Below are 26,375 nucleotides of genomic sequence, written 5' to 3'. Positions count from 1 at the left end.
ACGATGAAAAACACAAATAAGGTACTGATACTGGGCGCAACGGGTGGGATCGGTGGCGAAATAGCCCGCAAATTGATCCGTGACGAATGGGATGTGCATGCATTGCGCCGCAGCGCTCCGAAAACTGACGATCGCAACAAAAGCATTTCGTGGATAAGCGGTGATGCGCAGAATGCAGAACAGGTTGAGGCAGCGGCGTCCGAATGCAGCGTTATTGTCCATGCCGTAAACCCGCCGGGTTATCGAAACTGGGAACAGCTGGTTTTGCCCATGTTGCATAACACCATAAATGCAGCGGAGCGAAACGGTGCGTTAATCGTTCTGCCGGGCACGATTTATAACTACGGCCCGGATGCTTTTCCCCTCTTACGCGAGGATTCTCCTCAGAATCCGTTTACCCGAAAAGGCGCTATACGGGTGCAAATGGAGCAGGAACTCGCAGACTATACGCAGCGTGGCGGAAAGGTGCTGATTTTACGTGCAGGTGACTTTTTTGGTCCCCATGCCGGCAATAACTGGTTTTCGCAGGGATTGGTCAAACCGGGGCAACCACCGAAGATAATTCAAAACCCAGGGAAAACCGGCGCAGGCCACCAGTGGGCTTATCTGCCGGATGTCGCCGAAACGCTCGTTGCACTGCTGTCGCGTCGGGAGGAACTCGAACCGTTTGCCAGTTTCCATATGCGCGGGCATTGGGATCCTGACGGGACAGCGATGACTACCGCCATAAAGCACGTCGCGGAGCGTGCCGGTATTCAGGCGAAGGTGAAATCGTTTCCCTGGTGGCTTATCTCGGCGATAAGCCCCTTTAATACCACACTTCATGAAATGCAGGAGATGCGTTATCTCTGGGAGCAGTCAATAGAAATGGATAATTCAAAACTGATTTCCTTTTTGGGCCATGAGCCCCAGACCCCTCTTATTGAAGCTGTACATTCCACATTAGCGGGCCTGGGCTGCATTTAACATAACCTGTACGTTTAGAAAGGGTTGAACGAGGTCTGATATACTTCAGCTTTTGAAAACGCAGCCCTAAGCAAATGGAAATTGAATTAAATAAAAGTGTTAAAGAGAGAATTTTCCACGCAGTCATTTTTGAAGTGATGGCCAACATTATTATCGCGCTGTCTCTTGCCTGGCTGATGAACGTGTCGATACTCCAGTCGGGCTCGTTGTCCGTGATATCCGCCCTTACCGCAACGGTCTGGAATTTTATTTTTAATAAACTCTTCGACTCGCTGCAGAAAAAATACCGCTTTCAACGGACGTTTCTCATTCGAGCGATCCATGCGGTAGGTTTTGAAACGGGACTCATCATCACCCTAATTCCTGTCGCGATGGTTATGCTGAATCTTACAGTGACTGAGGCATTTTTTGTTGAGATCGGTCTTGTACTGTTTTTCCTGCCGTACACGTTACTGTTTAACTGGATTTACGACTACCTGCGCTGGACATTTGTTGGGCGGAAACGGTCTGCTATGTAGAGAGATACCTGTCACATTGACACGCCTTTTATCGTATTCGACTCCTCTCACCTTCTATACTCTTCATTTCTCTATCTCTTTTGAGGAGTCGATAATGTTCGATCATGTGAAATTCGGCGTCAGCGATTATGAAAAAAGTAAAACTTTCTTCCTCGAGGCGCTTCGCCCGCTTGGGGTAAAAATCATCGATGAAGGCGCGCCGGAGTATGGTGTTGAAATGAGCTCCGGGGACGTTTCACTTTGCCTTTTCCATACAAATGACAAACCCGCGCCCCTGCATCTGGCGTTTGTGGCTAATACGCGTCAGCAGGTTGATGATTTTTTCCATGCCGCGCTGCGCGCTGGCGGACGTGATAACGGCGGGCCGGGATTGCGTTCGTACGGTGAAAATTATTATGCCGCTTTTGTCATCTCACCTGATGGACATAACATCGAGGCCGTGTGCCATACGCCGGAGAGCGAGTAGCTCAACGGGTCTTTCAGAACCCGTAAAACGATTTACTCATGCGGTTTTCTGCACGATACTGCACGAAAAGCTGTATTCCTGGCCAGTGATGTCGTAAAGTCTCGTCTGTAAATGTGCATTTTCATGCAACAACACTGACAGAGGTATTTATGACACAACAGTTGATTTTAATTGCCGGTCCCTATCGCAGCGGTACCGATGGCGTTCAGGCACGAATCGATGAGAATCTGGCGCGTCTCGAAAGCGCAGCATTAGCCGTTTACCAGCGTGGCCACATTCCGGTCATTGGTGAATGGCTTGCGTTGCCGCTGGCAAAAGCCGCAGGCTCAATAGCGGTGGGTGATGAAATCAGCGAAGCGATGCTGTACCCCGTTGCTCACCGGCTCATCGCAAAATGTGATGCGATTTATCGTATTGCCGGTGCGTCTAAAGGTGCCGATATGGATATTGAAGTAGCCCGAAAATATGGTCTCAGCGTTTATACCGCGCTTGAGAACATTCCAGAAGCTTAATCCGGGACGCCAGCCAGCCCGTGGTCAAAGGCTGGCTGTCAGAGGGGGTCACGATCTGAGGTCAGCACGACGGATACGCCCTTTTCCGATACCGCGCGGACCCAGTCCTTATCTGTACCGTCTTCAACGACGATGGTATTTACCGAAGACACATCGCCAATCACAAACGAAGACGCGGTGTTGATCTTTTCCGGAGAAGCCAGAACAACCGTCTCCGCGGCTCTGCCGGAAAATGCACGTTTGATGCATGCCTCTTCGAAATCACCGGTTGTCAGCCCCGCGTCAGGATGAATGCCGGTCACGCCCATAAAGAACAGGTCCGCATGTATATTCGCTATGCCTTCGATGGCCGCAGCGCCGACCGCAACAATTGAATGTTTATACAAGCGTCCGCCGATCAAAATCACCTCAATGGAAGGATGATCAACGAGCCCCAGAGCAATGCTCGGGCTGTGCGTCACCACGGTGATGCGCAAGTCAGGAGGGAAAAACGTAATCAGCTCGGAGGTTGTCGTGCCACCGTCGACAATCACCACCTGGCCTGATGAAATTAGCTGTGCCCCTTTTCGGGCCACCCTTTTTTTCGCATCCATCTTCACGGATTGCCGTTCGGCAAACGGAGCAATAGCGGAAGATGACGGCAGCGCGCCACCGTGAACACGCTGCAAACGCCCTTCTGCCGCCAGCTCGCGCAGATCGCGCCGGATGGTATCTTCTGAGACGTCAAAGAGAATGCTGAGCGCTTTTGACTGTACCTGACCTTCGGCACCCAGCTTCTCAAGGATCAATTGTTTTCGCTGACTGGTGAGCATCGTGAATTCCTGATATTGCATGTTTCATCCTGAACATGCATGATAATGCTGTTTATGATCATTACTCTACGTAAGGAGGGACATTCGTGCAATCAAAACGTGCAGATGTGCGCATCATCGACAGTGAAACCCAGTCAGACAACTGGTACATCCTCAAAAAATACACCTTTGACCTGCAGCGGCGTGATGGTGAATGGCAGCGGCAGCATCGGGAAGTCTATGACCGTGGCAACGGCGCGACGATTCTACTCTATAACCGTGAGAAAAAGACGGTGATCCTGACGCGCCAGTTCCGCTTCCCTGTCTTTATCAACGGCCATGAAGACGATTTAATTGAGGCAGCAGCAGGATTGCTGGACAACATGGATCCCGAAAGCCGCATTAAAGCAGAAGCGGAAGAAGAGACCGGATTTCACGTTTCGCGCGTGCAGAAAATCTTTGAAGCCTATATGAGCCCAGGCTCCGTCACGGAGAAACTCTACTTTTATCTTGCCGAGTACCAACCACATGACAGAACCAGCGCAGGCGGCGGGATCAAGGCTGAAGGAGAAGATATCGACGTGCTGGAAATGACGCTTGAAGAGGCTTTACGCAGCATTGAAACGGGCAAGATTGTCGACGGTAAAACCATCATGCTGCTTTATCATGTTGCCCTTAAAGGTATTCTGTAACCTACTGGTTTACATCCTGATTTAAAGGCGTATGTAGACGGTACGCTGGTACGTTACGCGTAAGAAAAGGGAAAACCTCCTAAATTTTGCAGCCTACTATATTTAGTGAACGATTTCGCAATTCGATAAAATCATCAACAATTCCCTGAGTCATCTGCATTTACCATTCAAAATGCCAAACGTTCACAAGGCTGCCCGCTGAGGTAGCCTGTCTTATCTGTTATCTGGATTAAAATGCGACTCGCTACGGATAACGAAGCATATTATACTTGCTCCTCCATTCGAACAGGAGGCAGCATCTCACGTGAAGGATACATATTACAACGACATAACGATCAATACGCTAATTCAGAGTGAGCTTGACGCGTTTTTTGAGGATTTCAAAGGGATCGTCTTTGCCTACGCTATTATGAACAAGAAAGATCCTTCACAGATGAGGATAATCAATAATAGCCCTGAGTGGTTTAATATCTACCTTGAAAGAAAATACCAGTTCATTGACCCTGTCATTATTAGGGCTTTGCGCTGTGTTGAAGATTTTTTCTGGGAAAGTGATGTCGTGCTGTCGGATGGTTACAACCTGACACGCATTTTCGACGAAAGTGTCCAGTATGATATTTACCAGGGACAGACGTTTCCTCTGCATGACTATCTGAATAATCTTGTTGTCTTATCCGTCATCAGTCCTAAGCATTCTGGCATTGACATAGATAAGTATCGGCCGCAATTTCTACGCTTCCTTGTCCAGTTACATCAGAAGACACTCAATCTGTATAGCCAGCATCAGCAGAAAAAGAATGTTTTCTTGTCGCCACGTGAGCGCCAAATCCTTAAATGGGTCAGTGCCGGGAAAACGTACGCAGAAATTGCTGTTATTTTGTCTATTGCCGAGCGCACCGTTAAATTCCATATGGGCAATATAATGAAAAAACTCGGTGTGAATAATGCCAGACACGCAATAAAACTTGGAACGGAACTCCGGTTACTGGAGGAGTAAGCCTCAGCCACTGGTTATAAATGGTGTAGATGCTCGAGCATTTCGCGAAGCCAGTGACTGGATTTATCTTTGCTAATAATGTCTTCAATAATGCCTATACTGGCAGGCATGTAAATATAGTAAATAACCTCCCCTTTTTCAGAAACACCGCGCTGAATAACCTCAACTTTCCAGTTAGCATGGCGAAATATGGCATACATACCACGGCTGGCTACTGCGTACATCCCATGATATTTATTCTTAATGCAATAAATAATCATTGCAAGAAACAATGCTTTACTGGCGGGCACGCCCTGAAGGCTTGCGGAGTCTCGTGTTTCTTTATCTAAAAATAAACGACTCACTTCACAGCAGGGAACATCTGCTGGAAAAACAATGGGATTATCGAAATAGTTGTGAAAGATCTCGCTTATCATTGTCGGCTGCGTTGCGTTAATAAATCGCGCGCCGCATAGCAGCTGCCCATCATACATACCCAGTAAGTATGTCGTGTTATGGGAATCAAATTGATCCTTTTCCATACCTTCGACGCATTCCACCTTCCAGTCGAGTCGGTCCCGAAAAGTTTTTCTCCTGAGTCTGTAGAGTTCGCGCGCTAATGCTGGTGGTAAATCATCGTAGTCGTGTAAAAAAAATTCAATGACAGAATTCATTCTCATGTTCCTGATAATAACACCTGAAACTAGTTTCACCTGTCTCTTAGGACAGCTTTCATTGTGCCGCATATTCCCTATACTTAAAAAGTACCTGACCACGAAGTTCTCGCAAAACTAAGCGGTCAGGAGGTCAAAGACCTATGAAACACCAGGGATATACCCATCGATTATTATCTAATATTTAAAGTTTCGGGTACAGAACATAAGAAGCACTTTGCCGATAAAATATTAAAAAACAATAATCATAAAATTATTACAATAAAAACATTGCCCCTTAATCCTTTAAGGGGTAATATTTCCGTTTTCTTATTTTTTTCCTCTCTTTTGTTTCACAGAAACTGCGGAATTCATCTGCCCTGAACCTCTCCCGTACCGCTTTGAAGGCGCCTGCCTGTGCTATTCTTGCAGAAGCATGCCAAACGGAGAATTGATGATGACCGACTGGAACCCTTCTCTTTACCTGCAATTTGGCGCAGAAAGAACGCGTCCAGCTGCAGAACTGCTCGCCAGAATTCCTCTGGATGAGATCGCTACCATCGCTGATCTGGGCTGTGGACCAGGAAACAGCACGGCGCTGTTGAAGCATCGCTGGCCTTCTGCTCACATTACCGGGGTCGATAACTCCCCTGCCATGCTTGAGGAAGCGCGCGCAGCCTTACCTGACTGCCACTTTATTGAGGCCGATATCCGTCAGTACAAGCCTGGCCAGCCGCTGGGCCTGATTTATGCCAACGCGTCGCTGCAATGGGTTCCGGACCACTACGATCTCCTGCCGCATCTTGTCTCCCTGCTTAAGCTAAATGGCGTACTGGCGATCCAGATGCCTGACAACTGGCTGGAACCGACCCATGTGGCGATGCGTGAAGTGGCGCTTGAGCAAGACTACCCAGACCGTGGCCGCGAGCCTCTGCCAGGCGTACATGCTTATTACGATATTCTGTCGGAGGCTGGCTGTGACGTGGATATCTGGCGGACGACCTATTATCACAAAATGAGCTCTCATCAGGCCATTATTGACTGGGTAAGCGCCACCGGCCTGCGGCCCTGGCTCCAGGAACTGAATGAAAGCGAGCAGAAACGTTTCCTGAAACGCTACCATGAACTGCTGGAAGAGCAGTATCCGCTCCAGGAAAACGGGCAGATACTGCTGGCTTTCCCCCGGTTGTTTATCGTGGCTCAACGCCAGCCCTGAACGGGCTATGACCGAGCTTCTTTGAGCAACTGCTGGATAACCTTTTCCTGTTGCTCATAGTCACCCTCGCCAAAGGCGGTATAGCGCAGCTGCCCTTTGGCATCAAAAAAGTAATGCGCTGGCCAGTACTGGTTGCCGAAAGCATTCCAGATTTTATAGTTGTTATCCGTGACCACCCGATACGGCAGTTGCCATTTATTCACCGCATTTTTAACCGACGAAAGCGGTTTTTCCCAGGGGTATTCCGGGGTGTGAACTCCGATCACCACCAGACCCTGCGGTTGGTACTTAGTGGCCCACTCCCGCACATGGGGGAGCGTATGCTGGCAATTAATGCAGTCCCACGTCCAGAAATCAATAAGTACAACCTTCCCGCGTAACGATTCAGACGTGACAGGGTCACCGTTCACCCACCCTGTTCCACCGCTGAGCGAAGGCAGCTGACTGCTGGGCTCTGTAATCACTATCGGCTCAAGCTTCACTGGCGTGGCTGTGGGTTTCGTCAGATTTAACAGCGCGGTTTCAAGACGGTCCGAGACGCCGTTTGCCCCTTTAAGAAGCGAAGTCATCCCCGTCGCGTTAAATGCGACGGTCGCTAACATCACAACGCCTGCACCCTGTCGCAGCTTTTCCATTAGCGCCGATTTTGCCCTTAAAGGTGCCATCAGCGTGCGGCCTCCAATGACGAGTAATCCCAGCATCATTGCGCATCCGCTGCCATAGGCGGCCAGCAGAGCGCCGGTGGTAATAGCGGAATGCCCCGCAATGTTAATGCCGAAAATCGCACCCAGAATGGGACCGGCGCAGGGAGACCAGAGCAGTCCTACAGCAAGCCCGGCCAGAAAAGCCGATGCCATTCCGCGCGTTTGCCCGCTTCGGCTGTTGAGAACATTGCCCGCGCTGACGGCCGGTCCCGCAATACGCTGGGCGAAAGACGGAAAAATTAAGGCTAGCGCGGCAGTGGCCAGAATGACGAGCGCGATCCAGCGCCCGACGATGGTTGCCTCTGCGATCCACTCGCTGGCGACGGTGACGGCCATCGCCACCAGGGTAAACATCACGATCATCCCAGCAAGCAGGGCCAGAATATGCCGACGCTGGCCCTGGAAACCGGCGAACAAAAGTGGAATAACCGGGAGCGTACATGGGCTGAGCAGGCTTATCATCCCACCCAGAAAAGCGATAACCAGAAACATAGATACCTCACAATACAAGTCCTGCGACGCTGCAGTGAGGCTATTTCAGCGTGCGGATGTGTTCAGGATATGTGTAAATGCGAGGGTTTTGTCTGGCTCTGTATCGCCCAGGCAGGGAGATACAAAGCCGTACAATTTTACTCACGGCGCGGTAGCGTAATGGAGACGTCCAGCCCGCCCCCGTTACGGTTCGCCAGCCTGAGCTTTCCTTCCAGCTGAGCGGTGAGCTGCGCGGCGATCGCCAGTCCGAGTCCTGTCCCGCCAGTCTCGCGGTTGCGCGAGGTTTCAACCCGATAAAACGGCTGTAAAACTGCCTCAAGCTCGGCTTCGGGGATCCCCGGTCCGTCGTCCACAATGTGAATAATGACCTCGCTGTCTGATGAATCGTCTACTGAAATCGCAGCATGCTCGCCGAATTTGAGGGCGTTATCCAGCAGATTGGTCATCACCCGGCGAAGCGCCTGCGGCCGCGTGACGATGGGCAAGCGGGCTTCGCCTGCCTGAAAGTGCACGTTTTTACCAATGTCCTGGTAATCGCAGGCGATGCTGTTGATCCAGGCGTTCAGCTCCAGCTTAAGCGACGTCTCCTCCAGTGATTCCGATGACCGGGCATACGCAATGCCCTCCCGCACCAGACGAGACATGTTATCAAGATCGTTCAGGAGTTTGTCGCGAAGTTCAGGCTCTCCGGCCATTTCGACGCGGAGCTTCATGCGGGTAATGGGCGTCTGGAGATCGTGAGAAATCGAGGCCAGGATCTGCGCGCGTTCCCGGAGATAAGACTGAATGCGCGCCTGCATGGCGTTGAAGGCATGCGCTGCCCGCTGCACCTCAAGCGGCCCTTTTTCCGTCATTGGCGTGCTGGCCGCCGGATCCAGCGCATCCACCGCGCGGGTAAAGTGTGAAAAAGGCCGCACGACCTGCCGCACGGCTATCCAGGAGCAGACAGCCAGAACCAGCAGCTGCAGGATGAGAACGACCGGTAGCCAGCTGGCGACGGGCGGCATGCGCGGGATCAGGTCAATGGTCAACGGTGCGCCATCGCGTAACGTAAGATGGGCCTGAATATGCGAAATGGCGCCGGGAACCGCGGTAAAGCTAAGCGGGTAATGCGCGGCAAGCGTCGCTTTTAAGGTTCGGATAGCATCTTGCGAACGCTTATCCGTCGGCGCTGCGCCAGGTTCCCCTGTGCCCAGAATATAACGATAGTTACCCCGTTCAAGCCGCGGCAGCCAGGCGGCACGTTCGCTCGCCGGTAAGCGGTCTAATATGGCGACGCTGGTTGCGACATCGTTTTCCAGATTACCGAGCATCACCGTGCGTGCGCTGTGCATGCGTTCAACCATGACCAGCGTCAGGCTCAGGGCGTTAGCCAGCAGCAGACCGGCCAGCACGACGAGCAGCAAACGGGCCAGCAGCGAGCGTGGCCAGAGCCTCATTCGTTAACCTCTTCGATGGTCACTGGCATCGTAAAAACGTAGCCTTCGCTGCGCACGGTTTTGATATAGGCGGGCATGCGGGCATCTTCGTTGAGACGCTGGCGAACCCGGCTAACCAGCAGGTCGATTGAGCGTTCAAACAGCTCGGCGTCTCGCCCCTGCGTCAGGTTGAGCAGCTGGTCACGGGTCAGCACGCGCTGCGGATGGTCAAGGAAAACGCGCAGCAGCCGATACTCCGCGCCGCTGAGCGCCACAATTACCCCTTCCGGATCGATTAAGTGGCGAGCGACGGTATCGAGCTGCCATTCACCAAACATCACTAGCCGCCCTGCTTCCGTCACCTGTAGATTGGGCGGCATCGTGCGAAAACGCCGTAAAATCGCTTTGATACGCGCCAGCAGCTCGCGGGCGACAAATGGTTTCACCACGTAGTCATCCGCGCCCATCTCCAGACCCAGGATCCTGTCCGTCTCCTCGTTGCGCGCCGTCAGCATCAGGATGGGGAGATCTTTATGTTTCCCGACGCGCAGCTCTCGACACAGCGTAAGGCCGTCATCGCCGGGCATCATGACATCCAGCACAACCAGGTCGATATGCTGTTTATCCAGCACGACGCGCATCTCTTTGCCGTTGGCCGCGCCCGTCGCGCGATAACCAGACTTAGCGAGGTAATCGACAATCAGTTCACGAATATCCCTGTCGTCATCGACGACAAGGATATGATCAATATGCTCCACCGAAATCTCCAGACCGAAGGGTAACGTACTGAAAATAGCACATTTCAGAGTTTGTCAGCGTCAACGACGGCCTTAACAAAATCCTGCGGATCTTCCTGAGGCGGGTTGTGCCCTACGGTGGCCCCGAAAGTGCGGTGCTCGTACTTACCGGTAAATTTACCCGCATAGGCCTGCGGTGCAGGATGCGGCGCGCCGTTGTTCCCACCTTCGATGGTGATCGTTGGAACGGGGATATTCGGCAGCGTGGCCAGTTTCTGCTCGTAGCTGTCGTATTTGCGCTCACTTTTTTCCAGCCCTAAGCGCCAGCGATAGTTGCTGAGCGTCACGGCGACGTGGTCCGGATTGTCGAGGGATTTGGCGCTGGCGTTAAAGACAGCATCGCTAAATTTCCAGTCAGGCGATGCCTGAGACCAGATTAAACGGGCGAAGTCATGCGTGTTTTTCGCATAGCCCTCAGCACCGCGCGCGGTGGCGAAGTAGAACTGATACCACCACTGCTGCTCCGCTTTTGGCGGCAACGGCTGTTTGCCAATCTGCTGGCTGCTGATGAGATACCCGCTCACTGAAACAAGTGACTTAACGCGCTCGGGCCACAGCGCCGCAACGATATCTGCCGTTCGGGCACCCCAGTCATATCCTGCAAATACCGCCTGCTTAATATTCAGGGCGTCCATCAGGTTCACAATATCTTTCGCCATGGCTGAAGGCTGGCCGTTGCGCGGCGTTTTGGCTGACAGGAAGCGCGTGGTGCCGTAGCCGCGCAGAGAAGGCACAATCACCCGATAGCCTTTTGCCGCCAGTGCGGGTGCAACCTCGGCGTAGCTGTGAATATCATAGGGCCAGCCGTGCAGTAAAATAACCGGCTGACCGTCTTTCGGGCCGAGGTCGACATAACCGACGTTAAGATCGCCGGCGTTAATTTGCTGCGGATGATCAAAGGCGGCCGCGACATTCGTGCCGGTGACTTCGGCCTGACAGGACATCACGGTGCCAAGAGAAATGGTCAGTGCAAGGGTCGAGTATGCGAGTTTGCTAAACATGTTGGTATCTCCGGTTGATTACAATTCACGGGGATATAACAACACTGCAGTGTATAGCGGATATGTGCGAAAGCGGGTTTATTGCAAGCCTGTGTATGTATCCGGGACCTTGATACAGTGTGATACAAACACAGGTGCTGGAGTCTTAGAGGGAGAGACGATAGCGGACGTAATCGTCAGCCTCACCGTATTTGTCATAGAGTTTACGCGCCGGGTTGTTCTCCCGGGTGACCCAGTACAGTTTTGACCAGCCTTCGCGCTTGCCTTCCTCAATCAGGGCGTCAATGAGCGCTTTACCTGCTCCCGCCCCGCGTTCATCGGCATCAACAAACAGATCTTCCAGGTAGCAGATGGGCGCGGTAGACCAGGTTCCTTCATGCAGAATACACATCGCGAAACCGATGACCTTTTGGCCCTTCTCTACCACCCGGCAGAACATCGGTGAATGCGCTGAGAGCGCCCTTTCCCACGTCGCTGCGGTGACGGATTCCTCGAGGTAGCAATCATAAAAATGGGTATAGCCATCCCACAGCGGTCGCCATTGGGAATAATCGTTTTCGCATAGAGGTCTTACCGTGACGGCCATGTGTTCCTCACATTACAAGTCGATCGCCATTTCAAAACAGCGTAAATCAGCCCCCGCCATACGCGAATGATGATAGTTTTCGCGCAGCGTGATAAACCCCAGCGTCTGATAAAACGACTGTGCGTTAGGGGTTGCATCCAGCCTCAGACGGGTTATCCCCCGGCTACGGGCTTCATTTTTGAGCGCCTCGATAATCCGGGTCGCCATGCCTTTACCGAATGCCGCGGGCAAGGTGAATATCGCCTCCAGACAGTGGGTATCCAGATCCAGATAGCCGGTCGCCGCAACGTCGCCCTTTTCATCTTCCACCACGTAAAAAGGGTATTCAATGACCATCTGCCGATAGCGTTCGGGCATGAGATCCGGCGTCCAGCGCGCAATGACGTCGGCATCGTAACTGGTTTTACAGCCGTGACGAATCGCCTGGTTGCGAATGTTCCAGAGTGTTTTGGCTTCCTGCGGCGTGGCTTTTCGTAATGTCATAACCTCCCCCTTTAACGGCTTTTTAGCCGCATTTCCCGTGCCAATCTGGCAAGACGCTGAGTACGACAATAGAGCGTAAATAGAACAAAGCCGCTGCCGTTCATCACCACCCGACAAAGTAACAGCGCGAAAGATGCAATGACGTGTGGCCAGAGGCTTCCATCATGAGAAAGCATGACATGTAGAACCTGAACGAGGGTCGTTATCAGCAGGATGATGAACAACGCCATAAAGCCCGACAATCCCGACGTCTTTCCACGAGCCAGTAGTACGCTTGTCACAATGAGCGCGCCTGTCATCGTCAATGATGGTAAGAAAAAGCTCAATGCATGATGTAAAGGTGACAAACCCTGCAACGTGCTGAGAAAAGGCAAAAGGTTTAGCGCAAACGCCACTAAAAACAGAGGTAACAGCATAGCTACCGGGTAAGGATTTTGACGCGGAAGCTCGCTGAGGGGTCGCGAAAAATACCGTTCCAGCTCGGGAGTGGAATTATCCAGAAGGCGGGCATCACGATGAGCAATAGCCTCCTCTATATCTTTACCATGTTGCAGGAGATCCTGGAAAACCCGTCCGGTTAACAAACTCAAAAACTTCATCAGAATACCGCCAGTGACTGAATGGTACCGATAATGTATTTACCGGTCCGTGGTAAGTTACTGGGCGCTGCAATAACGCCGCTCACCGCACTTCCTGCCAATGCTGCGGCACTTGTTACCACTTGCCCAAGTTGTCGAGTGAGTTCTACCTGAACCGGCCCGGTTGGAAAGCGTTTCGGATAAAGACCCGCGCGGATAAGAGCCTTGATTTCTTTGTTGCTTATACCGGGGTTTTGCGCGCGAATTATCAATTCGGTCAAACGAGCACGATCCTGACGAGGATAGCTTTTTAACCATTCAGTGGCTTTCAAGGAAGATATGGATTTCATTGCACGCCAGGTGGTAACGGCTTCTTTTAATGCCCCACCTGCACTTGCTAACGAAATTACATCCAGTGATGTGGAGGTGGCGACGTACCATTCTTGCGTATCGAGCCATGCAACATTTCCGCCACCGTTTTCAACCAGATCATAAATTCGATAAAGACCGTTAACACATTGTAATCCGGTAGCGAGAGTACCAGCGTAGCCGATAGCCACTAAAACACCACTGCCTCCTGCGGTAAGAGGTGTTGCTGCCGTGCCTGCAAGCATTACACCTCCAGTAATGATCATCGCGCCACAGGATAGTACAGTCGACGCAAGCTCAGTACCCATGGATGTCGATGTCACAGCGTCAGTCAATGATTTACCTACGCTGGAGGTGGATGGCTGCGAGTTCGCTTTCGTTACAATTACGTGGGTTACAATACCACTTTGGCCATTAGGATGACGCTGACCAGAGCGAACCAGGTAGCGTTGAGTACCATCAGAATAAATGATACCGGCCTGAGCAAATTCGCGATTACAGTCCATGGCGGAACCCAGTGCTTTGAAATCGAAATCTGCAGCCCCTAAACCTGCCATTCGCGCATAATCATAACCGGGGAGATTGGTCTCAGGATTCATTCCAGGCAAAACCATACATTATTCCTTATGTGGGTAGGTAAGTTAGCCCAACTAATCTGATGGTAGTCGAACGCTCAGCAGAGCAAAATTTTGGTAGTAAATACGTTACAACGCAACTAAACAGAACGTCATATAGATGAAAATACCAGAACGCAAACAAAAGCATAACGCCTAAAAAGGGAGATCAGCGCATGACGATACCGACGCTCACGACAGAACGCTTACTGCTGAAACCGCTGGTAGCGGAAGATGCCGTCCAGATACAAAAGCTATATCCGCGCTGGGAGATTGTCCGTTATATGGTCTCCTCCGTGCCCTGGCCCTACCCGGATAACGGCGCGGAAAACTATGTCAACAACGTGGCGCTGCCGGATATGGCAAAAGGGATTGCCTGGTTCTGGAGCATCCGGCGACGCGATATGCCGGATGAATTGATGGGCATTATTTGCCTGTACGACGTCGAGGACAACAACCGCGGGTTCTGGCTCGCGCCGGAATTTCAGGGGCACGGATATATGCGCGAAGCCAGTATTGCCGCGACGGATTACTGGTTCAATACGCTAAACAAACCCGTATTGCGCGCACCGAAAGCCGCCGCCAACAGCCGCTCCCGGCGTATTTCAGACAGTAGCGGCATGCGGCTTATCAGGACGGAAAAGAAAGCCTACGTCAGCGGGATGCTGGACTCCGAGCTGTGGGAAATCACCCGCGAAGAGTGGAACGCCCGTCAGGTCAGCTGATAATGTTTATCCGGCATCAGCCTTTCCGGGATGTTCTCTTCATCGTTCATCTGCAGCAGATCGCGTTCCATCATATTGCAGATGGCGTCCAGCGGCAGGTCGTTATCTTCGGTGCCAAACGGATCTTCCAGTTCTTCCGCAAGGGTGTCCAGCGAGATAAAGGTGTAGGAGATCAGCGCCGAAACGAAGGGCGTCATGTAGTGCAGGTCCACAACCAGCGCGAACGGCAGCATGATGCAGAACAGATATACCGTGCGGTGCAAAATCAGCGTATAGGCAAACGGTACCGGCGTGGTTGCAATGCGCTCGCAGCCGGAAAGGACGATAGACATGTCGTTCAGACGATTGTTCAGGCTATGGAACAGAATGTCTGAGAGTTGCCCGTTTCGCCGCCGCACGGCCAGCCACTCCCCCATGATCAGTAAAATACGGTTCGCCGGTGAGTTGGCGCTCATCACGTGACGTAAATTATCCGCAGCAAGATAGCGAGAGAGTTGCTCGGCGTTCAGCTCCCGGCGCAGGGTCATGCGCAGGCAATTGGCAAAAGCAATCTGCAGGCGGACAAATTCGCCCAGATGCTTATCGTCAGGCAAGGTGTTTTTTACCTCGCGAAACAGCGAGCGTGCCGCTATCATCAGCTGCCCCCAGAGCAGCCTCGCCTCGACGTAGCGTGAATAACAGGCGTTGTTTCTGAAACCCAGAAAGATAGCGATCGCCACGCCGAGAATGCTGAATGGCGCCACGGTAAATTTGATCCCCAGCGAGGTATACCACGGCAGCATAAGGATAACGGCGATAGAAAGCAGGAAGTTGAGCAGCAATCGGGTATAGATCTTGGGAAGTACCGAACCGTGCCAGACAAAAATCAGTTGTAGCCAGTGCTGTTTAGGACGAACGATCATAGTGAGTTTCAGGAAAGAAAAGAGCGAGGCTATTAAACGTGATCCCCGTCACCGTTGCAAGCATGTTAACGGAACATTGCATTTTCTCCCCTGAGTAACGAAAACCGCACGGTGCTGCATGTGTTTTTTAAAAACAAAGACAATAGTATGTTGTAACTAAATAATGTCGTATTCAAACCCGGCCGAAGCCGGGTGAATCTATTAACAAAGCGGTTTAGCCGCGGCGCGCATGCCCTTAAGCAGAATGGCATCCAGATCCAGCGTCACCTGGTCGACAAGACCGTTCACCTGCGTCAGATCCTGTTCCCAGTGCTCACTCACGCTGAGCACCGACTGCACCAGTTCACGGGTGCTCAGCTGCCGATCGCGGTGCTGCGCCCACAGCTGCTGATAACGTTCCAGCCAGCATGCATCATCCTGCACCGGATAGTTCTCCCCGTTACGCTCCGCGCGATAAAAAGCGATCAGTGCGGCCAGAGCATACGTCAGGCGTGCTGGTAATTGCCCTGTCGCCTTCTGCCCTGCCAGCAGCTGCGGCAGGATGCGGGTGCGGTATTTGGTCATGCCGTTAAGCGCGATGGAGAGCAGCTGGTGTCGGATGTAGGGGTTGCGAAAACGCCCAGTTACCGCACTGGCGAAAGTTTCCAGCTCGTCACGCGGCAGATCGAGGAGCGGAATAATCTCCTGATAAATCGCTTTTTCGACGAACGCGCAGACCTCGGCATCATTCATCGCCTCGCCTACCGTATCCAGCCCGGCCAGGAACGCGACCGGTACCAGCGCCGTGTGCGCGCCGTTCAGGATGGCGACTTTGCGCTCTTTGTAAGGCCTGATGTCATCGACAATTAGCACGTTTAACGGGTACTTATCCAGACGAAGCTCGTGCGCAAGGGATGCTGGCCCCTGGATAACGAACAGATAGAAATGTTCAGCCGTGTCCAGGAACCGATCGTGATAACCCAGCTCAGCTTCAAGCGCAGCCGCTTCATCGCGCGGGTAACCGGTCACGATACGGTCTACCAGCGTCGAGCAGAAGCAGTTGGCATCGTTTAGCCACCGGATAAAGGCCGCAGGCAGCGCCCATTCCTGCGCATAGCGCAGAACGAGTTCACGTAAGGCATCTCCGTTGTAGTCAATCAGTTCGCACGGGATGATGATCCAGCCTTTATCCGGCGCGCCGTTAAAGTGGCTGAAGCGCTCAAACAGTAGTCGCGTCAGCTTCGCCGGATAGCTCACTGCAGGGGCATCGTCGAATTTGTCACCTGCGTGGTAGCTAATACCCGCTTCGGTGGTATTCGAGAAAACAAACCGCATATCCGGATTGCGAGCCAGTTTCAGAAACGCGTCATAGTCTTCGTAGACGCTGATTTCACGGTTAACGGAGCGGATAAGACGGCTCTCGCTCACCGCTTCCCCCTGCCCGTTCAGGCCACGAACGATAGTGGTATAGAGACCATCCTGAGTGCTCAGCGACGGTGGAAAATCGCTCTGAATAGGACGGACGATAACCACGCCGGCATTAAGATCGGTATGTTCATTTAGCAGGTCGATTTGCCAGTCGACAAACGCACGCAGGAAGTTGCCTTCACCAAACTGAATGATGCGTTCTGGGTATTGAGCACCGGGAAAATCACGACGGTTGAGCGTGTTCACAAGAGGTTCCTTTTATGATTAGTCATACAGCCTGATAGGATTGGTACGATAACTTATCAAAACTTAACGACCAGAAACCCTGTTTTGATCAATACGTCGCGTAGTTGTGCAGAATATTTACAGGAACTTATAAAACACGGACGTGGCCGTCATGGCACCGTCCGGCATCAGCGCGTAGCGCGGGATCTCACCAACCTTTTGCCAGCCGGCACGCTGGTAGAAGGTTTCGGCCCCGCTGCCGGTGGAGGTATCAAGCACCAGAACCGAAATATCTTTGGCCCGGGCCTCAGCTTCCAGCGCTTCCATCAATGCCATCGCGGCCCCTTTCCGGCGCGCTTTCTCATGAACCAGCAGCTTTGCCACATCGGCCCGATGCGGCTGGTTTTCCGGCTGGTCTGTGATCAGCTGCACCGTTCCGATGATGCCGTCCTGCGCATCGACGCAGACAAGCACCAGCCGCTCGCCTCGCGCTACGCTTTCGGCAATACCGCGCCAGAAAATACGGGCCTTATCCAGGCTATAAGGGAGCATAAAGCTGACGGATGCCCCGCCGTTCACACAGTTTTCGAGGATCCCGGCCAGCACATCAATATGGGTAAGAATTTCGTCTCGGGTGAGGTTTTTGATTTGCAGTGAGGTATTCATTGTTTTTCCTTACGTTGAATACCATCACTGTGCATTTAACATCTTCTTAACGCAAACGGATCGAACATAGGCTTTTGTTATGTCACCGGGCGCGCTGGCGCTGCTGTTTCATGGCATACATCTTTTCATCGGCATCTTTTAACCACTGCTGCAGGTCGTTGCCGTTATGATCGAATTCGCTAAGCCCCCATGAGAAATGAAGCGACCAGGGATGCAGCTTGCGGGCGTTATAGTGTTCCACCTGCTCAGCGAGATACTGCATGGCAATCCAGGCCCCCTGCTCATCCGTATCCGCAAACAGCACGGCGAATTCGTCCCCGCCAAAACGCACCAGTAGATCTGCTTCACGGAAAGAGCTGCGCATCAGTTGCGCCATGGCTTTCAGCGCCTTATCTCCCTCTTCATGGCCGTAGCGATCGTTAATTTCCTTGAAACGATCCAAATCCAGCCAGCCAAGCGTCAGCGGCTCAGCCCGGCGCCGGGCAACGGAAAGCGTGAAACGTACAAGCTGATTAAAGCCCCGACGGTTGAATAACCCGGTTAATTCATCCGTGGTCGCCGCACTGATGGCAGCAAATTCATCTTCCGCCAGCGCGCCCAGGTCCCCCAGCACGGCGAGGTCGGACGCTGAAAACTCACGGGGAGCGTAATCAATCAGGCACAGCGAGCCCACGCTCGCGCCGTCACGCAGGCGCAGCGGGAAGCCCGCGTAAAACCGCACGCGCGGCTCACCGGCCACCAGCGGATTATCCGCAAAGCGATCGTCCTGAAGCATGTCCCCCACCACCAGCGGCGCTTCGGTGAGGATCGTATGTCCACAGAATGAGATGTTACGCGGAACGGCGCTCGGTGCCTGACCATCAGCCGACTTGACGATCAGCGAATGCTCATCGATAAGATTGACCATCGCCAGCGGCACCTGGAAAAAGCGTTTTGCCAGACGCGTTAAGCGGTCAAACGCCGGGGAACTGTCAATCTCAAGCAAACCAGACTCGCGCAGCGAGTTGAGACGTTCCGTTTCATTTTCAGGGGTTGCAGGTGCTTTCATAATGTCTCCTGACGTAAAGCGTTACTAAAAGCGTAGCTTAAACAGAGACATTGTCAGTGTTCTGACGTCCTGTTAAGCCGCTTACTATTCACGTCAATGCCTTATGACGATTAACGCAGCTATGTTTCACTCCCGGAAGGCGTAGCAATTTGCTCGTCCGCCACCCGGGCGCTGGTACGGTTTCGACCCGCTTTTTTTGAACGATAGAGATGATCGTCCGCCTCAGCCATCAGCTTGTTGAAGACCTCGGTCAACTGCCATGACTCTGCCTTTCCACTTCCGAGGCCAATACTGACCGTCAGATAGAGCGTCTGGTGACGCCATGTAAAAGGATGGCTGGCCACGGTGGACCGAATACGTTCAGCCAGTTCAAAACCGTGCTGCGCGTCGCCTGAATTAACTACCACCGCGAACTCTTCCCCGCCCATGCGCGCCACCATGCCGTCTTCACCGACAACCTGCTGAACCTGTCGGGCAAACGACGCCAGCACGCGGTCTCCGCACTCGTGGCCGTAGTTATCATTAATGCTTTTGAAATAATCAATATCCAACAGCATGACGGTCAGAAAACGTGTATGCCGGTAGGTTTCTTCCTTCTTTAACGCCTCATAAAGCCCGGAACGCGAATAGACGTGCGTTAAGAAGTCATAATCCGCCCGCAGGGAAACCTGACGGATCAGGGAGTTAATCGCCGCCATGCTGACGGAGACCATCACCGGACAGATCGCCATCGTGGCGATCCCCAGCCGGGCTGAAAACATCATTGGGGTGGTAAACGGCGTCGCCACGGCAATGTTAATAATCGAGTTGGCGACCAAAATGATTTCAGTGGCGCCCGTGATAAACGTCAGCAGACAGGTCGCAGGCAAGGAGTAACGAACCGCACACCAGATAAGCGCAGGCAGAGGAAACGAAAGGCTCCCCGCTCCGCCAATCACCACCGAAGCGACCACCGAGACGATCAGCGCAATCACAGGCAGCAACTGCTCCAGACGTAACCTGAGCTCACGCCCGGGCATGCGTAACGTGAGCATACAAGGCACAACAAGCACGCCGGTTGAGAACTGCTCGCTAAACCAGTCGGCAAACAGCGGCCAGAAGGTGTGACTGTCAATCCCAACCGACCCCACCGCGCCGAGCAAGGCACAAAGCAGCGCGGCAATCAGGCAGTAGTTAAACAGGCGTAATGCGTTAAGCGGATCGGGGGTTTTCTTCATTAGCCGCTTGTCGCGCTGAATCAGCGCGGCGACGACAACGATAAAGATCATGTTAGACAGGTTGATCACCAGTGAAGCGATACCCCAGTTAGTCGTCACCGCGTCGTACAACAGCATCGCGACATAACATACCGCATAGTAATGCAGGCGATTCAGGTAAACATAGCGGGCGAAGATCCCTGCCATGACGCCATTCAGCGGCCAGAACAGAGAGAGGGCCTCAACGAGCCGTAACTCCGCGCCCACAAAATAGAATAAGGTGGTGAGGATAAAGATCGTCGATGCATTTCGCAGCGGCGTGTCAACCTGGAACGGCCTGAAGGCAGTAAGAGCAGAACGCATTAAATATCATTCCATATGAAAGCTTATGGCAATTATTGCGGTCGTCAGCACGATTGGGACTAACTTAGGATGCATCTATAACACAAATAACACAGGAGCATAACTCGTCAAATTTAGGCGTTCATTTGCAACACCAGCCAGTGATGAATAACGCCGACAATATAATTTTGCTGCTGCGCAGTGAGCGTTACACCCTGTGGAATGTTATGCCATTTTGCCAGACAGCCCCGACAACAGGTGGCCGTGGCATGCTGGGCGATAAACACCGGGTGTCCGCGCATGGGCGTCTGCTTGCCGTCGTTTGCAGGGTGTGCAGGCGCAAGGCGCTTTTCGACAAAATCCGCGGCATGCTGGTCAATGGTTTCGGGGCCTTTGTCCCAGCAGTACTGTCGTTCCTTATCGCCTAAGCGAAAGCGCGAGCGAAATGTCGATCGCGCCAGACGGGAAAAAAGAGGATCAAGATCGGACATCAGTATACGGAACGTCCCAGACGCTGGGTCAGTTTCTCCAGAACCGCGACACCGGCAAGCGAATTTCCCGTTTCATCCAGTTCCGGGCTCCAGACGGCAATCGCCATTTCGTGCGGCACAATCGCCACGACTCCGCCGCCAACGCCCGATTTAGCTGGCAATCCAACGCGCCAGGCAAACTCACCGGCGTTTTGATACATCCCGCTGGTGGCCATCAGCGCGTTAACCTGGCGAGCCTGTAGAGGAGAAACCACTTCCTGATCGAGATGCGGCGCATGACCCTGATGCGCAAGGAACAGGAACGTCTGAGCCAGCTCAACGCAGCTCATTTTCAGGGCGCAGTAATGGAAGTAGTTTTGCAGGACGGTCGCCACGTCGTTGTGGAAATTACCGAAGGATTTCATCAGCCACGCGATAGCCGCGTTACGGGCGGAGTGTTCAAACTCCGAGCGCGCTACCAGCGCATCATAGGCAATATCGTCAACGCCCGAGAGCTGACGAACAATCTCAAGCATTCGCTGGCGCGGAGCGCTGAGGCGGCTTTGCAGCATATCGCAGACCACCAGCGCCCCGGCATTGATGAAGGGGTTTCGCGGTTTCCCCTGTTCAATTTCGAGCTGAAGCAGCGAGTTAAAAGGCTGGCCGGAAGGATCTTTACCCACGCGCTGCCAAATCTCTTCTTCTTCGTACTGGCGCATCGCTGCAACCAGACTCAGCACTTTCGAAATGGACTGAATGGAAAAACGTTCAGTGGCATCGCCTGCCTGGAATCGCTGTCCGTCGATAGTACAGATAGCGATGCCCAGCTTATTCCCGCTTACCGAGGCAAGGGCCGGAATATAGTCGGCAACCTTCCCCTTTCCAATTAACGGACGAACCTGCGCCAGAATCTCGTCCAACATCTCATTATGGATGACCGCAGCCACACTTTGCTCCTTGCCCTCAGGCTAAAACGGGCTGCGAGTATAACAGAGGCTTATGTATTACGTCAGGCGCTAAGACGAAAACGCGAAACGGCCTGCAATAAAAGATCGGATTGCTTTTGCAGCCGCTCTGAGGCATCCGAGGCGTCAGAGACCAGCAAATCCGTCTGACGGGAGACCTGATTCAGCGCCTGAAGCTGACGCGTCATCTGGTGAATACTCTCTCCCTGACTGAGCGTGGCGGTGGAGATCTCATTAAGCAAACTACTTAGATTGCCCACCAACCCGGTGACCTGCTGGAGATTCTCTTCCATCAGGGTGACGGCGCGGGAACCGTCTTCAATGCCCTGCAGCGAGCGGTTGATCAGCTCCTGTATGGTCTGCGTCGAGTGGCTGCTCTTTCTGGCCAAAAGACCGACCTCCCGGGCGACGACGGCAAACCCGCGCCCCTGGTTTCCTGCATGGGCAGCTTCGATGGCGGCATTGAGCGCCAGGATGTTGGTCTGAAACGCCACGCTGTCGATCATCGCCACGATCCCGCGCATCTCTGACGATCGCTCGACGATCGCCTGCATGGACGCGTTTACGGTTAACATCATCTGGTCGCCACCCACGGCGGCCTGGCGCGCCTCATCGGCCCGCGAGCTGGCGAGTCTGGCATACCCGGTATTGCCTTCAACGTGGCTTTCCAGCGCCGCGATATGCCCCGTCACATCCTCAAGCTCTTTCGCCTGACGCGCTGACTGCTGATACAGTTTCTGGTTACCCTCCGCGAGGGAGCCGATGTTTTCCACCATCGTGGCGGTGGCATGGCTGACCTGTGTCACCAGCTGCTGCAGGCCGTGCTGCATCGTGGCAATACTGTCGCTGAGCTGCCCTATCTCCCGGTTGAAGCGCATGACGTTGGGCGGCGTGCCGGAGAGATCCCCTGCTGCCAGCCGGTTGATATGCGAGATGAGTCGACGAAGCGGCGTAATCACCCATCTCGACATGCCGAACCACACGATAACCGCGATGGCGAGTAACAGCACAGGCGCAAACAGGAACAACGTTTGCAGGCCGGAGAGCTGCGCCATGAGGCTCTGGCGCCCCTGCATGGCCTGCTTCTCGCTTGCCTGCTGATAGCGCGCATAGTTGTCATTAAAATCAGACTGAAACGCCTGAGCAGGTACGGCAAAAAAAGCGTCGATAGTGTTGGTTTTGACCAGACCTTCAGCCTGCTCTTCGATCGCGCCGTAGAAAAGCTTATAGCTATTCACCAGGGCATCGTCTTTCGGCGGATTCAGCGCCAGCCAGGCCTTCCACGCCTGCTGAGACACCGTCAGCGCCTTTTGCGCATCATCCATCAGGCTATGCCAGCTCCCGTCGGATCCGGTCTCTTTATCCTGCATAAACCAGACGCCGGACCGGTTAAGCAAATCGCTTGCCGCCAACAGGGAAACACGGGCCTGATCCAGCTTGCTCTGCTGCTGCCAGGCCAGAAGGTTTTGCTGCTCGTTGCGCTGAGCGTCGTTCAGGGAGGCGTTAAGCAGAAATGACGAGGAGAGCTGCAGCGCGGAGAAAAGGCCAATAATGCAAAAGATCCCTGTCAACAGGCCAAAGTGACGGGGAGTGAGACGCTGCGCAATACGGCGAAAAATTTGCGTTAGATTCATAATTAGCTTCATTTACAAGGCGTTAGACGCGATGGAGTCTACGAAATGAAAATGACAGAACCATTGCAGATAAATGACAACGGCCCTCGCGATGAGGGCCGAAATCGAGGATTACACGCGATCCTTCCATACCGTCTGCGCGTTACAGAACTCGTGCAACCCAAAGTGGGAAAGCTCGCGTCCAAAGCCGCTTTTCTTCACGCCACCGAAGGCCACGCGCGCATCGCTGGCGCTATAGCCGTTGATAAACACGCCGCCGCACTCCAGCTCGCGCGAGAATTTATCCGCAAGCTCTGCGTCAGCGGTGAAGACCGTCGCAGACAGGCCAAAGTCGCTGTCGTTGGCAAGCGTCAGGGCGTGATCCGCGTCTTTCGCGACCGTAATGGCCGCGACCGGCCCAAACAGCTCCTGGCGGAACGCCGTCATCGACGGGGTAACGTTCGCCAGCACGGTTGGCGCGTAATAGTTCCCCTCACCGCCGATCTTCTCTCCGCCCAGCAGCAGCGTTGCCCCTTCTGCAAGCGTCGCCTGCACCTGCTGATGCAGTTCATCGCGCAGGTCAAACCGCGCCATCGGGCCCAGGTAGTTCTCTTCTTCTTCCGGCGCGCCCATCTTTAACGCAGCAACTGCATCGACAAAGCGCTGTGTAAAGTTCTTCGCAATACCCTCTTCCACAATAAAGCGTTTGGCCGCCGCGCACACCTGCCCGGTATTCTGATAGCGACCCGCCACCGCCGCCTTCACGGCAAGATCCAGGTCGGCATCGTTGAGGACGATGAACGGGTCTGAGCCACCCAGCTCAAGCACGCATTTTTTCAGCGCGGCCCCCGCCTGAGCACCAATGGCTGCCCCGGCACGCACGCTGCCGGTGACGGTCACCGCCGCAATACGACGATCGTTAATCGCCTGGCTGACGCCGTCATTGGTGGCGTTCACCCAGCCGAACACGCCTTCAGGGAAACCCGCATCCGCAAAGATCTGCGCGATAAGAGCCGCAGAGCCGAGCACGTTGGGGGCGTGTTTGAGCAGATAGCTGTTACCGGCCAGCAGAATTGGCACCGCGCCGCGCAGCACCTGCCAGAGCGGGAAGTTCCACGGCATCACCGCGAGAATCGGCCCCAGAGGACGGTATTCAATGACCGCGTTCTGGTTTTCCACCAGCGTAGGCTCCGCACGCAGCATCGCCGGGCCGTGCTCGGCATACCAGTCGCACAGACCCGCGGATTTTGCCACTTCGGCCCGCGCCTGCAGGATAGGTTTGCCCATTTCACGGGAGATCGTCTGCGCCATCTCTTCCGCGCGGTGTCGCAACGCTGCGCCGAGATCGCGCAGCTTTTGCGCCCGGTGGGCAACGCTTTCTCGACGCCACTGGCGATAGCCCGCGTCGGACTGAGAAATTGCGCGGTCAACCTGTTCCGGCGTTGCCCAAGGCCAGGTTGAGAGGGTTTCACCCGTGGCCGGGTTGACAGAGAAGGCATGTGTAGCAGATGAATAAGTCATGTTGTTCTCCACGTGTTTCGGTTGATTAATTGTGGCTCACTCTGCTATTTCTTAAAAATGAATAATACTAACCACCTTATTCACGAAACGAGAACATTATGGATTTAACCCAGCTTGAAATGTTTAACGCCGTCGCACTGACGGGCAGTATCACCCAGGCGGCGCAGAAGGTGCATCGCGTGCCGTCTAACCTGACCACCCGCATTCGCCAGCTGGAAGCCGATCTTGGCGTTGAGCTGTTTATTCGTGAGAACCAGCGTTTGCGTTTATCCCCGGCCGGGCATAACTTCCTGCGCTACAGCAAGCAAATCCTCGCCCTGGTGGATGAAGCGCGCATGGTTGTAGCGGGAGATGAGCCGCAGGGGTTATTTGCCCTCGGCGCGCTGGAAAGTACCGCCGCGGTGCGCATTCCTGAAACGCTGGCGCAGTTTAACCAGCGCTATCCGCGCATCCAGTTTGCCCTTTCTACCGGGCCATCCGGGACGATGATCGATGGCGTACTGGAGGGAACCCTCAGCGCCGCCTTCGTCGACGGGCCGCTGTCGCACCCGGAGCTGGAAGGCATGCCGGTTTATCGGGAGGAGATGATGCTGGTCACGCCTGCCGGGCACGCGGAGGTCGCACGCGCCGCGCAGGTTAGCGGCAGCGACGTTTACGCTTTTCGCGCCAACTGCTCGTACCGTCGACACCTGGAGAGCTGGTTTCATGCTGACCGCGCCGCGCCCGGCCGCATTCATGAGATGGAGTCCTATCACGGCATGCTCGCCTGCGTTATCGCGGGCGCAGGCATCGCGCTGATGCCGCGCTCAATGCTGGAGAGTATGCCCGGGCATCATCAGATTGAAGCCTGGCCGCTGGCGCAAAACTGGCGGTGGCTCACGACCTGGCTGGTGTGGCGACGCGGGGCGATGACCCGCCAGCTGGAGGCCTTTATAGCGCTGCTAAACGAACGTCTTCAACCAGCGCCTTCTCCATAAACAGGCTGAGCGGGTCGTCAACGTACGGGGCAAACGCCGGGCGTAAATCGTATCCGCACTGTTCATAAAGACGCACCGCGGCGCGCTGTTTAATACCGGTCTCCAGCCGTACCGTGTGGCAATGACGGCTCAGGGCCTCATCTTCCAGGGCGGCCAGCAGCGTCTCGCCGAGATGCTGCCCGCGATGGGCCGGATCGATATAGACCCGCTTCATCTCGCCCGTTCCGTCGCCGTTGAGAACAATAGCGCCACAGCCAACGGCCTGAAGCTGCTGGTCGCGAATGACCATCAGGATCAGCGAGGCTTCCGGCAGCGAAGCCAGATCGAGCAGATGATTGCTTTCAGCGGGATAGAGTTCGCTCTGATAGCGGTCAAGCGCCGCGATCAGACTGAGGATGTCCGGGTGACGTGCAGATTCAGAGGTAATGGAATACATGGCAGGCTCCTTGCTTTTTTATGAGGCTAAATTTCAACATAGCGCAGGCC

At 53.9% G+C, this 26,375-nt stretch carries 29 protein-coding genes; 9 read left to right on the top strand and 20 right to left on the bottom strand.

All coding sequences use genetic code 11. The features are described 5' to 3' along the window. Positions 1-3 precede the first annotated feature (3 nt). From FOY93_RS11380 to FOY93_RS11365, 4 genes are all read left to right on the top strand, one after another. Complete coding sequence (locus tag FOY93_RS11380; RefSeq protein WP_143345121.1) at positions 4-966, top strand: NAD-dependent epimerase/dehydratase family protein; 963 nt, start codon at positions 4-6, stop codon at positions 964-966. Between the two features lie 74 nt (positions 967-1,040). Next, complete coding sequence (locus FOY93_RS11375) at positions 1,041-1,484, top strand: PACE efflux transporter (RefSeq protein WP_136194867.1); 444 nt, start codon at positions 1,041-1,043, stop codon at positions 1,482-1,484. 94 nt (positions 1,485-1,578) lie between these two features. Beyond that, positions 1,579-1,950, top strand: coding sequence for a VOC family protein (locus tag FOY93_RS11370; protein ID WP_127730896.1), 372 nt, complete (start codon positions 1,579-1,581; stop codon positions 1,948-1,950). A gap of 149 nt (positions 1,951-2,099) precedes the next feature. Further along, the gene (locus FOY93_RS11365; RefSeq protein ID WP_133294424.1) at positions 2,100-2,462 is read left to right on the top strand and encodes a TIR domain-containing protein; all 363 of its coding nucleotides are present in this window, start codon (positions 2,100-2,102) and stop codon (positions 2,460-2,462) included. Positions 2,463-2,500: 38 nt separating this feature from the next. Here the strand turns inward: FOY93_RS11365 and FOY93_RS11360 are convergent, their stop codons facing one another. Next, positions 2,501-3,274, bottom strand: coding sequence for a DeoR/GlpR family DNA-binding transcription regulator (locus tag FOY93_RS11360; RefSeq protein ID WP_133295430.1), 774 nt, complete (start codon positions 3,272-3,274; stop codon positions 2,501-2,503). A gap of 86 nt (positions 3,275-3,360) precedes the next feature. Here FOY93_RS11360 and FOY93_RS11355 point away from each other — a divergent pair, with 86 nt between their 5' ends. Next, positions 3,361-3,945, top strand: coding sequence for an NUDIX hydrolase (locus tag FOY93_RS11355; protein WP_143345120.1), 585 nt, complete (start codon positions 3,361-3,363; stop codon positions 3,943-3,945). Between the two features lie 304 nt (positions 3,946-4,249). Next, entirely contained in the window at positions 4,250-4,942 is a 693-nt protein-coding gene (locus tag FOY93_RS11350) for a helix-turn-helix transcriptional regulator (protein ID WP_111964585.1), read from the top strand. A gap of 14 nt (positions 4,943-4,956) precedes the next feature. On the opposite strand, the gene FOY93_RS11345 is transcribed toward FOY93_RS11350, so the two are convergent. Then, positions 4,957-5,595 carry an acyl-homoserine-lactone synthase gene (locus FOY93_RS11345; RefSeq protein WP_127730890.1) on the bottom strand — a complete coding sequence of 213 codons (639 nt, stop codon included), beginning with the start codon at positions 5,593-5,595 and terminating at the stop codon, positions 4,957-4,959. A 436-nt stretch (positions 5,596-6,031) separates the two neighbouring features. Here FOY93_RS11345 and tam point away from each other — a divergent pair, with 436 nt between their 5' ends. Then, positions 6,032-6,790 carry a trans-aconitate 2-methyltransferase gene (gene tam / locus FOY93_RS11340; RefSeq protein WP_133295429.1) on the top strand — a complete coding sequence of 253 codons (759 nt, stop codon included), beginning with the start codon at positions 6,032-6,034 and terminating at the stop codon, positions 6,788-6,790. 5 nt (positions 6,791-6,795) lie between these two features. Here the strand turns inward: tam and FOY93_RS11335 are convergent, their stop codons facing one another. From FOY93_RS11335 to ssp4, 8 genes are all read right to left on the bottom strand, one after another. Next, positions 6,796-7,986, bottom strand: a complete 1,191-nt coding sequence (locus FOY93_RS11335) for a cytochrome c biogenesis protein/redoxin (protein ID WP_136194866.1) — start codon at positions 7,984-7,986, stop codon at positions 6,796-6,798. A 137-nt stretch (positions 7,987-8,123) separates the two neighbouring features. Continuing rightward, on the bottom strand, positions 8,124-9,425 hold the full coding sequence (locus FOY93_RS11330; RefSeq protein WP_136194865.1) for an ATP-binding protein: 1,302 nt from the start codon (positions 9,423-9,425) through the stop codon (positions 8,124-8,126). Further along, positions 9,422-10,162 (bottom strand): response regulator, encoded by a 741-nt coding sequence (locus FOY93_RS11325; RefSeq protein WP_143345119.1) that lies wholly within the window; start codon positions 10,160-10,162, stop codon positions 9,422-9,424. The genes FOY93_RS11330 and FOY93_RS11325 overlap by 4 nt, the downstream gene beginning before the upstream one ends. A 44-nt stretch (positions 10,163-10,206) precedes the next feature. Next, positions 10,207-11,202, bottom strand: a complete 996-nt coding sequence (locus tag FOY93_RS11320; protein WP_143345118.1) for an alpha/beta fold hydrolase — start codon at positions 11,200-11,202, stop codon at positions 10,207-10,209. 145 nt (positions 11,203-11,347) lie between these two features. Further along, positions 11,348-11,788, bottom strand: a complete 441-nt coding sequence (locus FOY93_RS11315; protein WP_143345117.1) for a GNAT family N-acetyltransferase — start codon at positions 11,786-11,788, stop codon at positions 11,348-11,350. A gap of 12 nt (positions 11,789-11,800) precedes the next feature. Beyond that, the gene (locus FOY93_RS11310) at positions 11,801-12,271 is read right to left on the bottom strand and encodes a GNAT family N-acetyltransferase (RefSeq protein ID WP_143345116.1); all 471 of its coding nucleotides are present in this window, start codon (positions 12,269-12,271) and stop codon (positions 11,801-11,803) included. Between the two features lie 11 nt (positions 12,272-12,282). Continuing rightward, positions 12,283-12,870, bottom strand: a complete 588-nt coding sequence (locus FOY93_RS11305) for a hypothetical protein (protein ID WP_143345115.1) — start codon at positions 12,868-12,870, stop codon at positions 12,283-12,285. Continuing rightward, positions 12,870-13,832 carry an Ssp4 family T6SS effector gene (gene ssp4 / locus FOY93_RS11300; protein WP_032674783.1) on the bottom strand — a complete coding sequence of 321 codons (963 nt, stop codon included), beginning with the start codon at positions 13,830-13,832 and terminating at the stop codon, positions 12,870-12,872. Before ssp4 ends, FOY93_RS11305 begins: the two co-directional genes overlap by 1 nt. Positions 13,833-14,008: 176 nt before the next feature. Between ssp4 and FOY93_RS11295 the strand changes: the two genes are divergently transcribed. After that, positions 14,009-14,557 carry a GNAT family N-acetyltransferase gene (locus FOY93_RS11295; RefSeq protein ID WP_111964593.1) on the top strand — a complete coding sequence of 183 codons (549 nt, stop codon included), beginning with the start codon at positions 14,009-14,011 and terminating at the stop codon, positions 14,555-14,557. Here the strand turns inward: FOY93_RS11295 and FOY93_RS11290 are convergent. From FOY93_RS11290 to sad, 9 genes are all read right to left on the bottom strand, one after another. Next, positions 14,545-15,459: a bestrophin family protein gene (locus FOY93_RS11290; protein WP_133294416.1), complete on the bottom strand. Its 915-nt coding sequence runs from the start codon at positions 15,457-15,459 to the stop codon at positions 14,545-14,547. The two genes, FOY93_RS11295 and FOY93_RS11290, sit on opposite strands and share 13 nt — an antisense overlap. A 201-nt stretch (positions 15,460-15,660) precedes the next feature. Next, positions 15,661-17,112, bottom strand: coding sequence for a tagaturonate reductase (locus tag FOY93_RS11285; protein ID WP_143345114.1), 1,452 nt, complete (start codon positions 17,110-17,112; stop codon positions 15,661-15,663). A 117-nt stretch (positions 17,113-17,229) separates the two neighbouring features. Further along, a complete protein-coding gene (locus FOY93_RS11280) occupies positions 17,230-17,757 on the bottom strand; it encodes a GNAT family N-acetyltransferase (RefSeq protein WP_136194863.1) in 528 nt (175 codons plus the stop codon). Positions 17,758-17,839: 82 nt separating this feature from the next. Next, the gene (locus tag FOY93_RS11275; RefSeq protein ID WP_115875055.1) at positions 17,840-18,805 is read right to left on the bottom strand and encodes a sensor domain-containing diguanylate cyclase; all 966 of its coding nucleotides are present in this window, start codon (positions 18,803-18,805) and stop codon (positions 17,840-17,842) included. A 119-nt stretch (positions 18,806-18,924) separates the two neighbouring features. Beyond that, positions 18,925-20,364 carry a sensor domain-containing diguanylate cyclase gene (locus FOY93_RS11270; RefSeq protein WP_143345113.1) on the bottom strand — a complete coding sequence of 480 codons (1,440 nt, stop codon included), beginning with the start codon at positions 20,362-20,364 and terminating at the stop codon, positions 18,925-18,927. Between the two features lie 113 nt (positions 20,365-20,477). Next, a complete protein-coding gene (locus tag FOY93_RS11265) occupies positions 20,478-20,834 on the bottom strand; it encodes a DUF4186 domain-containing protein (RefSeq protein WP_111964599.1) in 357 nt (118 codons plus the stop codon). Next, positions 20,834-21,760, bottom strand: coding sequence for a glutaminase B (gene glsB, locus FOY93_RS11260; protein WP_111964600.1), 927 nt, complete (start codon positions 21,758-21,760; stop codon positions 20,834-20,836). Before glsB ends, FOY93_RS11265 begins: the two co-directional genes overlap by 1 nt. Before the next feature lie 62 nt (positions 21,761-21,822). Continuing rightward, positions 21,823-23,412, bottom strand: coding sequence for a methyl-accepting chemotaxis protein (locus FOY93_RS11255; RefSeq protein WP_143345112.1), 1,590 nt, complete (start codon positions 23,410-23,412; stop codon positions 21,823-21,825). A gap of 111 nt (positions 23,413-23,523) precedes the next feature. Then, the gene (sad, locus tag FOY93_RS11250) at positions 23,524-24,912 is read right to left on the bottom strand and encodes a succinate-semialdehyde dehydrogenase (protein ID WP_136194861.1); all 1,389 of its coding nucleotides are present in this window, start codon (positions 24,910-24,912) and stop codon (positions 23,524-23,526) included. 98 nt (positions 24,913-25,010) lie between these two features. Between sad and ptrR the strand changes: the two genes are divergently transcribed. After that, positions 25,011-25,889, top strand: a complete 879-nt coding sequence (gene ptrR / locus FOY93_RS11245) for a putrescine utilization regulator PtrR (RefSeq protein ID WP_143345111.1) — start codon at positions 25,011-25,013, stop codon at positions 25,887-25,889. Here ptrR and FOY93_RS11240 read toward each other — a convergent pair. Further along, complete coding sequence (locus FOY93_RS11240; protein ID WP_127730865.1) at positions 25,843-26,325, bottom strand: GNAT family N-acetyltransferase; 483 nt, start codon at positions 26,323-26,325, stop codon at positions 25,843-25,845. The genes ptrR and FOY93_RS11240 overlap by 47 nt on opposite strands. Positions 26,326-26,375: the final 50 nt, after the last annotated feature.

This window comes from Enterobacter sp. 18A13 (assembly GCF_007035975.1).
Classification (GTDB): Bacteria; Pseudomonadota; Gammaproteobacteria; order Enterobacterales; family Enterobacteriaceae; genus Enterobacter; species Enterobacter vonholyi.
This window is presented reverse-complemented; position numbering and strand designations above follow the sequence as displayed.

Coding starts and splice junctions, on each gene's coding strand:
- FOY93_RS11380 (WP_143345121.1), top strand. CDS start 4: ATGAAAAACACAAATAAGGTACTGATACTGGGCGCAACGGGTGGGATC.
- FOY93_RS11375 (WP_136194867.1), top strand. CDS start 1,041: ATGGAAATTGAATTAAATAAAAGTGTTAAAGAGAGAATTTTCCACGCA.
- FOY93_RS11370 (WP_127730896.1), top strand. CDS start 1,579: ATGTTCGATCATGTGAAATTCGGCGTCAGCGATTATGAAAAAAGTAAA.
- FOY93_RS11365 (WP_133294424.1), top strand. CDS start 2,100: ATGACACAACAGTTGATTTTAATTGCCGGTCCCTATCGCAGCGGTACC.
- FOY93_RS11360 (WP_133295430.1), bottom strand. CDS start 3,274: ATGCTCACCAGTCAGCGAAAACAATTGATCCTTGAGAAGCTGGGTGCC.
- FOY93_RS11345 (WP_127730890.1), bottom strand. CDS start 5,595: ATGAATTCTGTCATTGAATTTTTTTTACACGACTACGATGATTTACCA.
- tam (WP_133295429.1), top strand. CDS start 6,032: ATGACCGACTGGAACCCTTCTCTTTACCTGCAATTTGGCGCAGAAAGA.
- FOY93_RS11335 (WP_136194866.1), bottom strand. CDS start 7,986: ATGTTTCTGGTTATCGCTTTTCTGGGTGGGATGATAAGCCTGCTCAGC.
- FOY93_RS11330 (WP_136194865.1), bottom strand. CDS start 9,425: ATGAGGCTCTGGCCACGCTCGCTGCTGGCCCGTTTGCTGCTCGTCGTG.
- FOY93_RS11320 (WP_143345118.1), bottom strand. CDS start 11,202: ATGTTTAGCAAACTCGCATACTCGACCCTTGCACTGACCATTTCTCTT.
- FOY93_RS11315 (WP_143345117.1), bottom strand. CDS start 11,788: ATGGCCGTCACGGTAAGACCTCTATGCGAAAACGATTATTCCCAATGG.
- FOY93_RS11310 (WP_143345116.1), bottom strand. CDS start 12,271: ATGACATTACGAAAAGCCACGCCGCAGGAAGCCAAAACACTCTGGAAC.
- FOY93_RS11305 (WP_143345115.1), bottom strand. CDS start 12,870: ATGAAGTTTTTGAGTTTGTTAACCGGACGGGTTTTCCAGGATCTCCTG.
- ssp4 (WP_032674783.1), bottom strand. CDS start 13,832: ATGGTTTTGCCTGGAATGAATCCTGAGACCAATCTCCCCGGTTATGAT.
- FOY93_RS11295 (WP_111964593.1), top strand. CDS start 14,009: ATGACGATACCGACGCTCACGACAGAACGCTTACTGCTGAAACCGCTG.
- FOY93_RS11290 (WP_133294416.1), bottom strand. CDS start 15,459: ATGATCGTTCGTCCTAAACAGCACTGGCTACAACTGATTTTTGTCTGG.
- FOY93_RS11280 (WP_136194863.1), bottom strand. CDS start 17,757: ATGAATACCTCACTGCAAATCAAAAACCTCACCCGAGACGAAATTCTT.
- FOY93_RS11275 (WP_115875055.1), bottom strand. CDS start 18,805: ATGAAAGCACCTGCAACCCCTGAAAATGAAACGGAACGTCTCAACTCG.
- FOY93_RS11270 (WP_143345113.1), bottom strand. CDS start 20,364: ATGCGTTCTGCTCTTACTGCCTTCAGGCCGTTCCAGGTTGACACGCCG.
- FOY93_RS11265 (WP_111964599.1), bottom strand. CDS start 20,834: ATGTCCGATCTTGATCCTCTTTTTTCCCGTCTGGCGCGATCGACATTT.
- FOY93_RS11255 (WP_143345112.1), bottom strand. CDS start 23,412: ATGAATCTAACGCAAATTTTTCGCCGTATTGCGCAGCGTCTCACTCCC.
- sad (WP_136194861.1), bottom strand. CDS start 24,912: ATGACTTATTCATCTGCTACACATGCCTTCTCTGTCAACCCGGCCACG.
- ptrR (WP_143345111.1), top strand. CDS start 25,011: ATGGATTTAACCCAGCTTGAAATGTTTAACGCCGTCGCACTGACGGGC.
- FOY93_RS11240 (WP_127730865.1), bottom strand. CDS start 26,325: ATGTATTCCATTACCTCTGAATCTGCACGTCACCCGGACATCCTCAGT.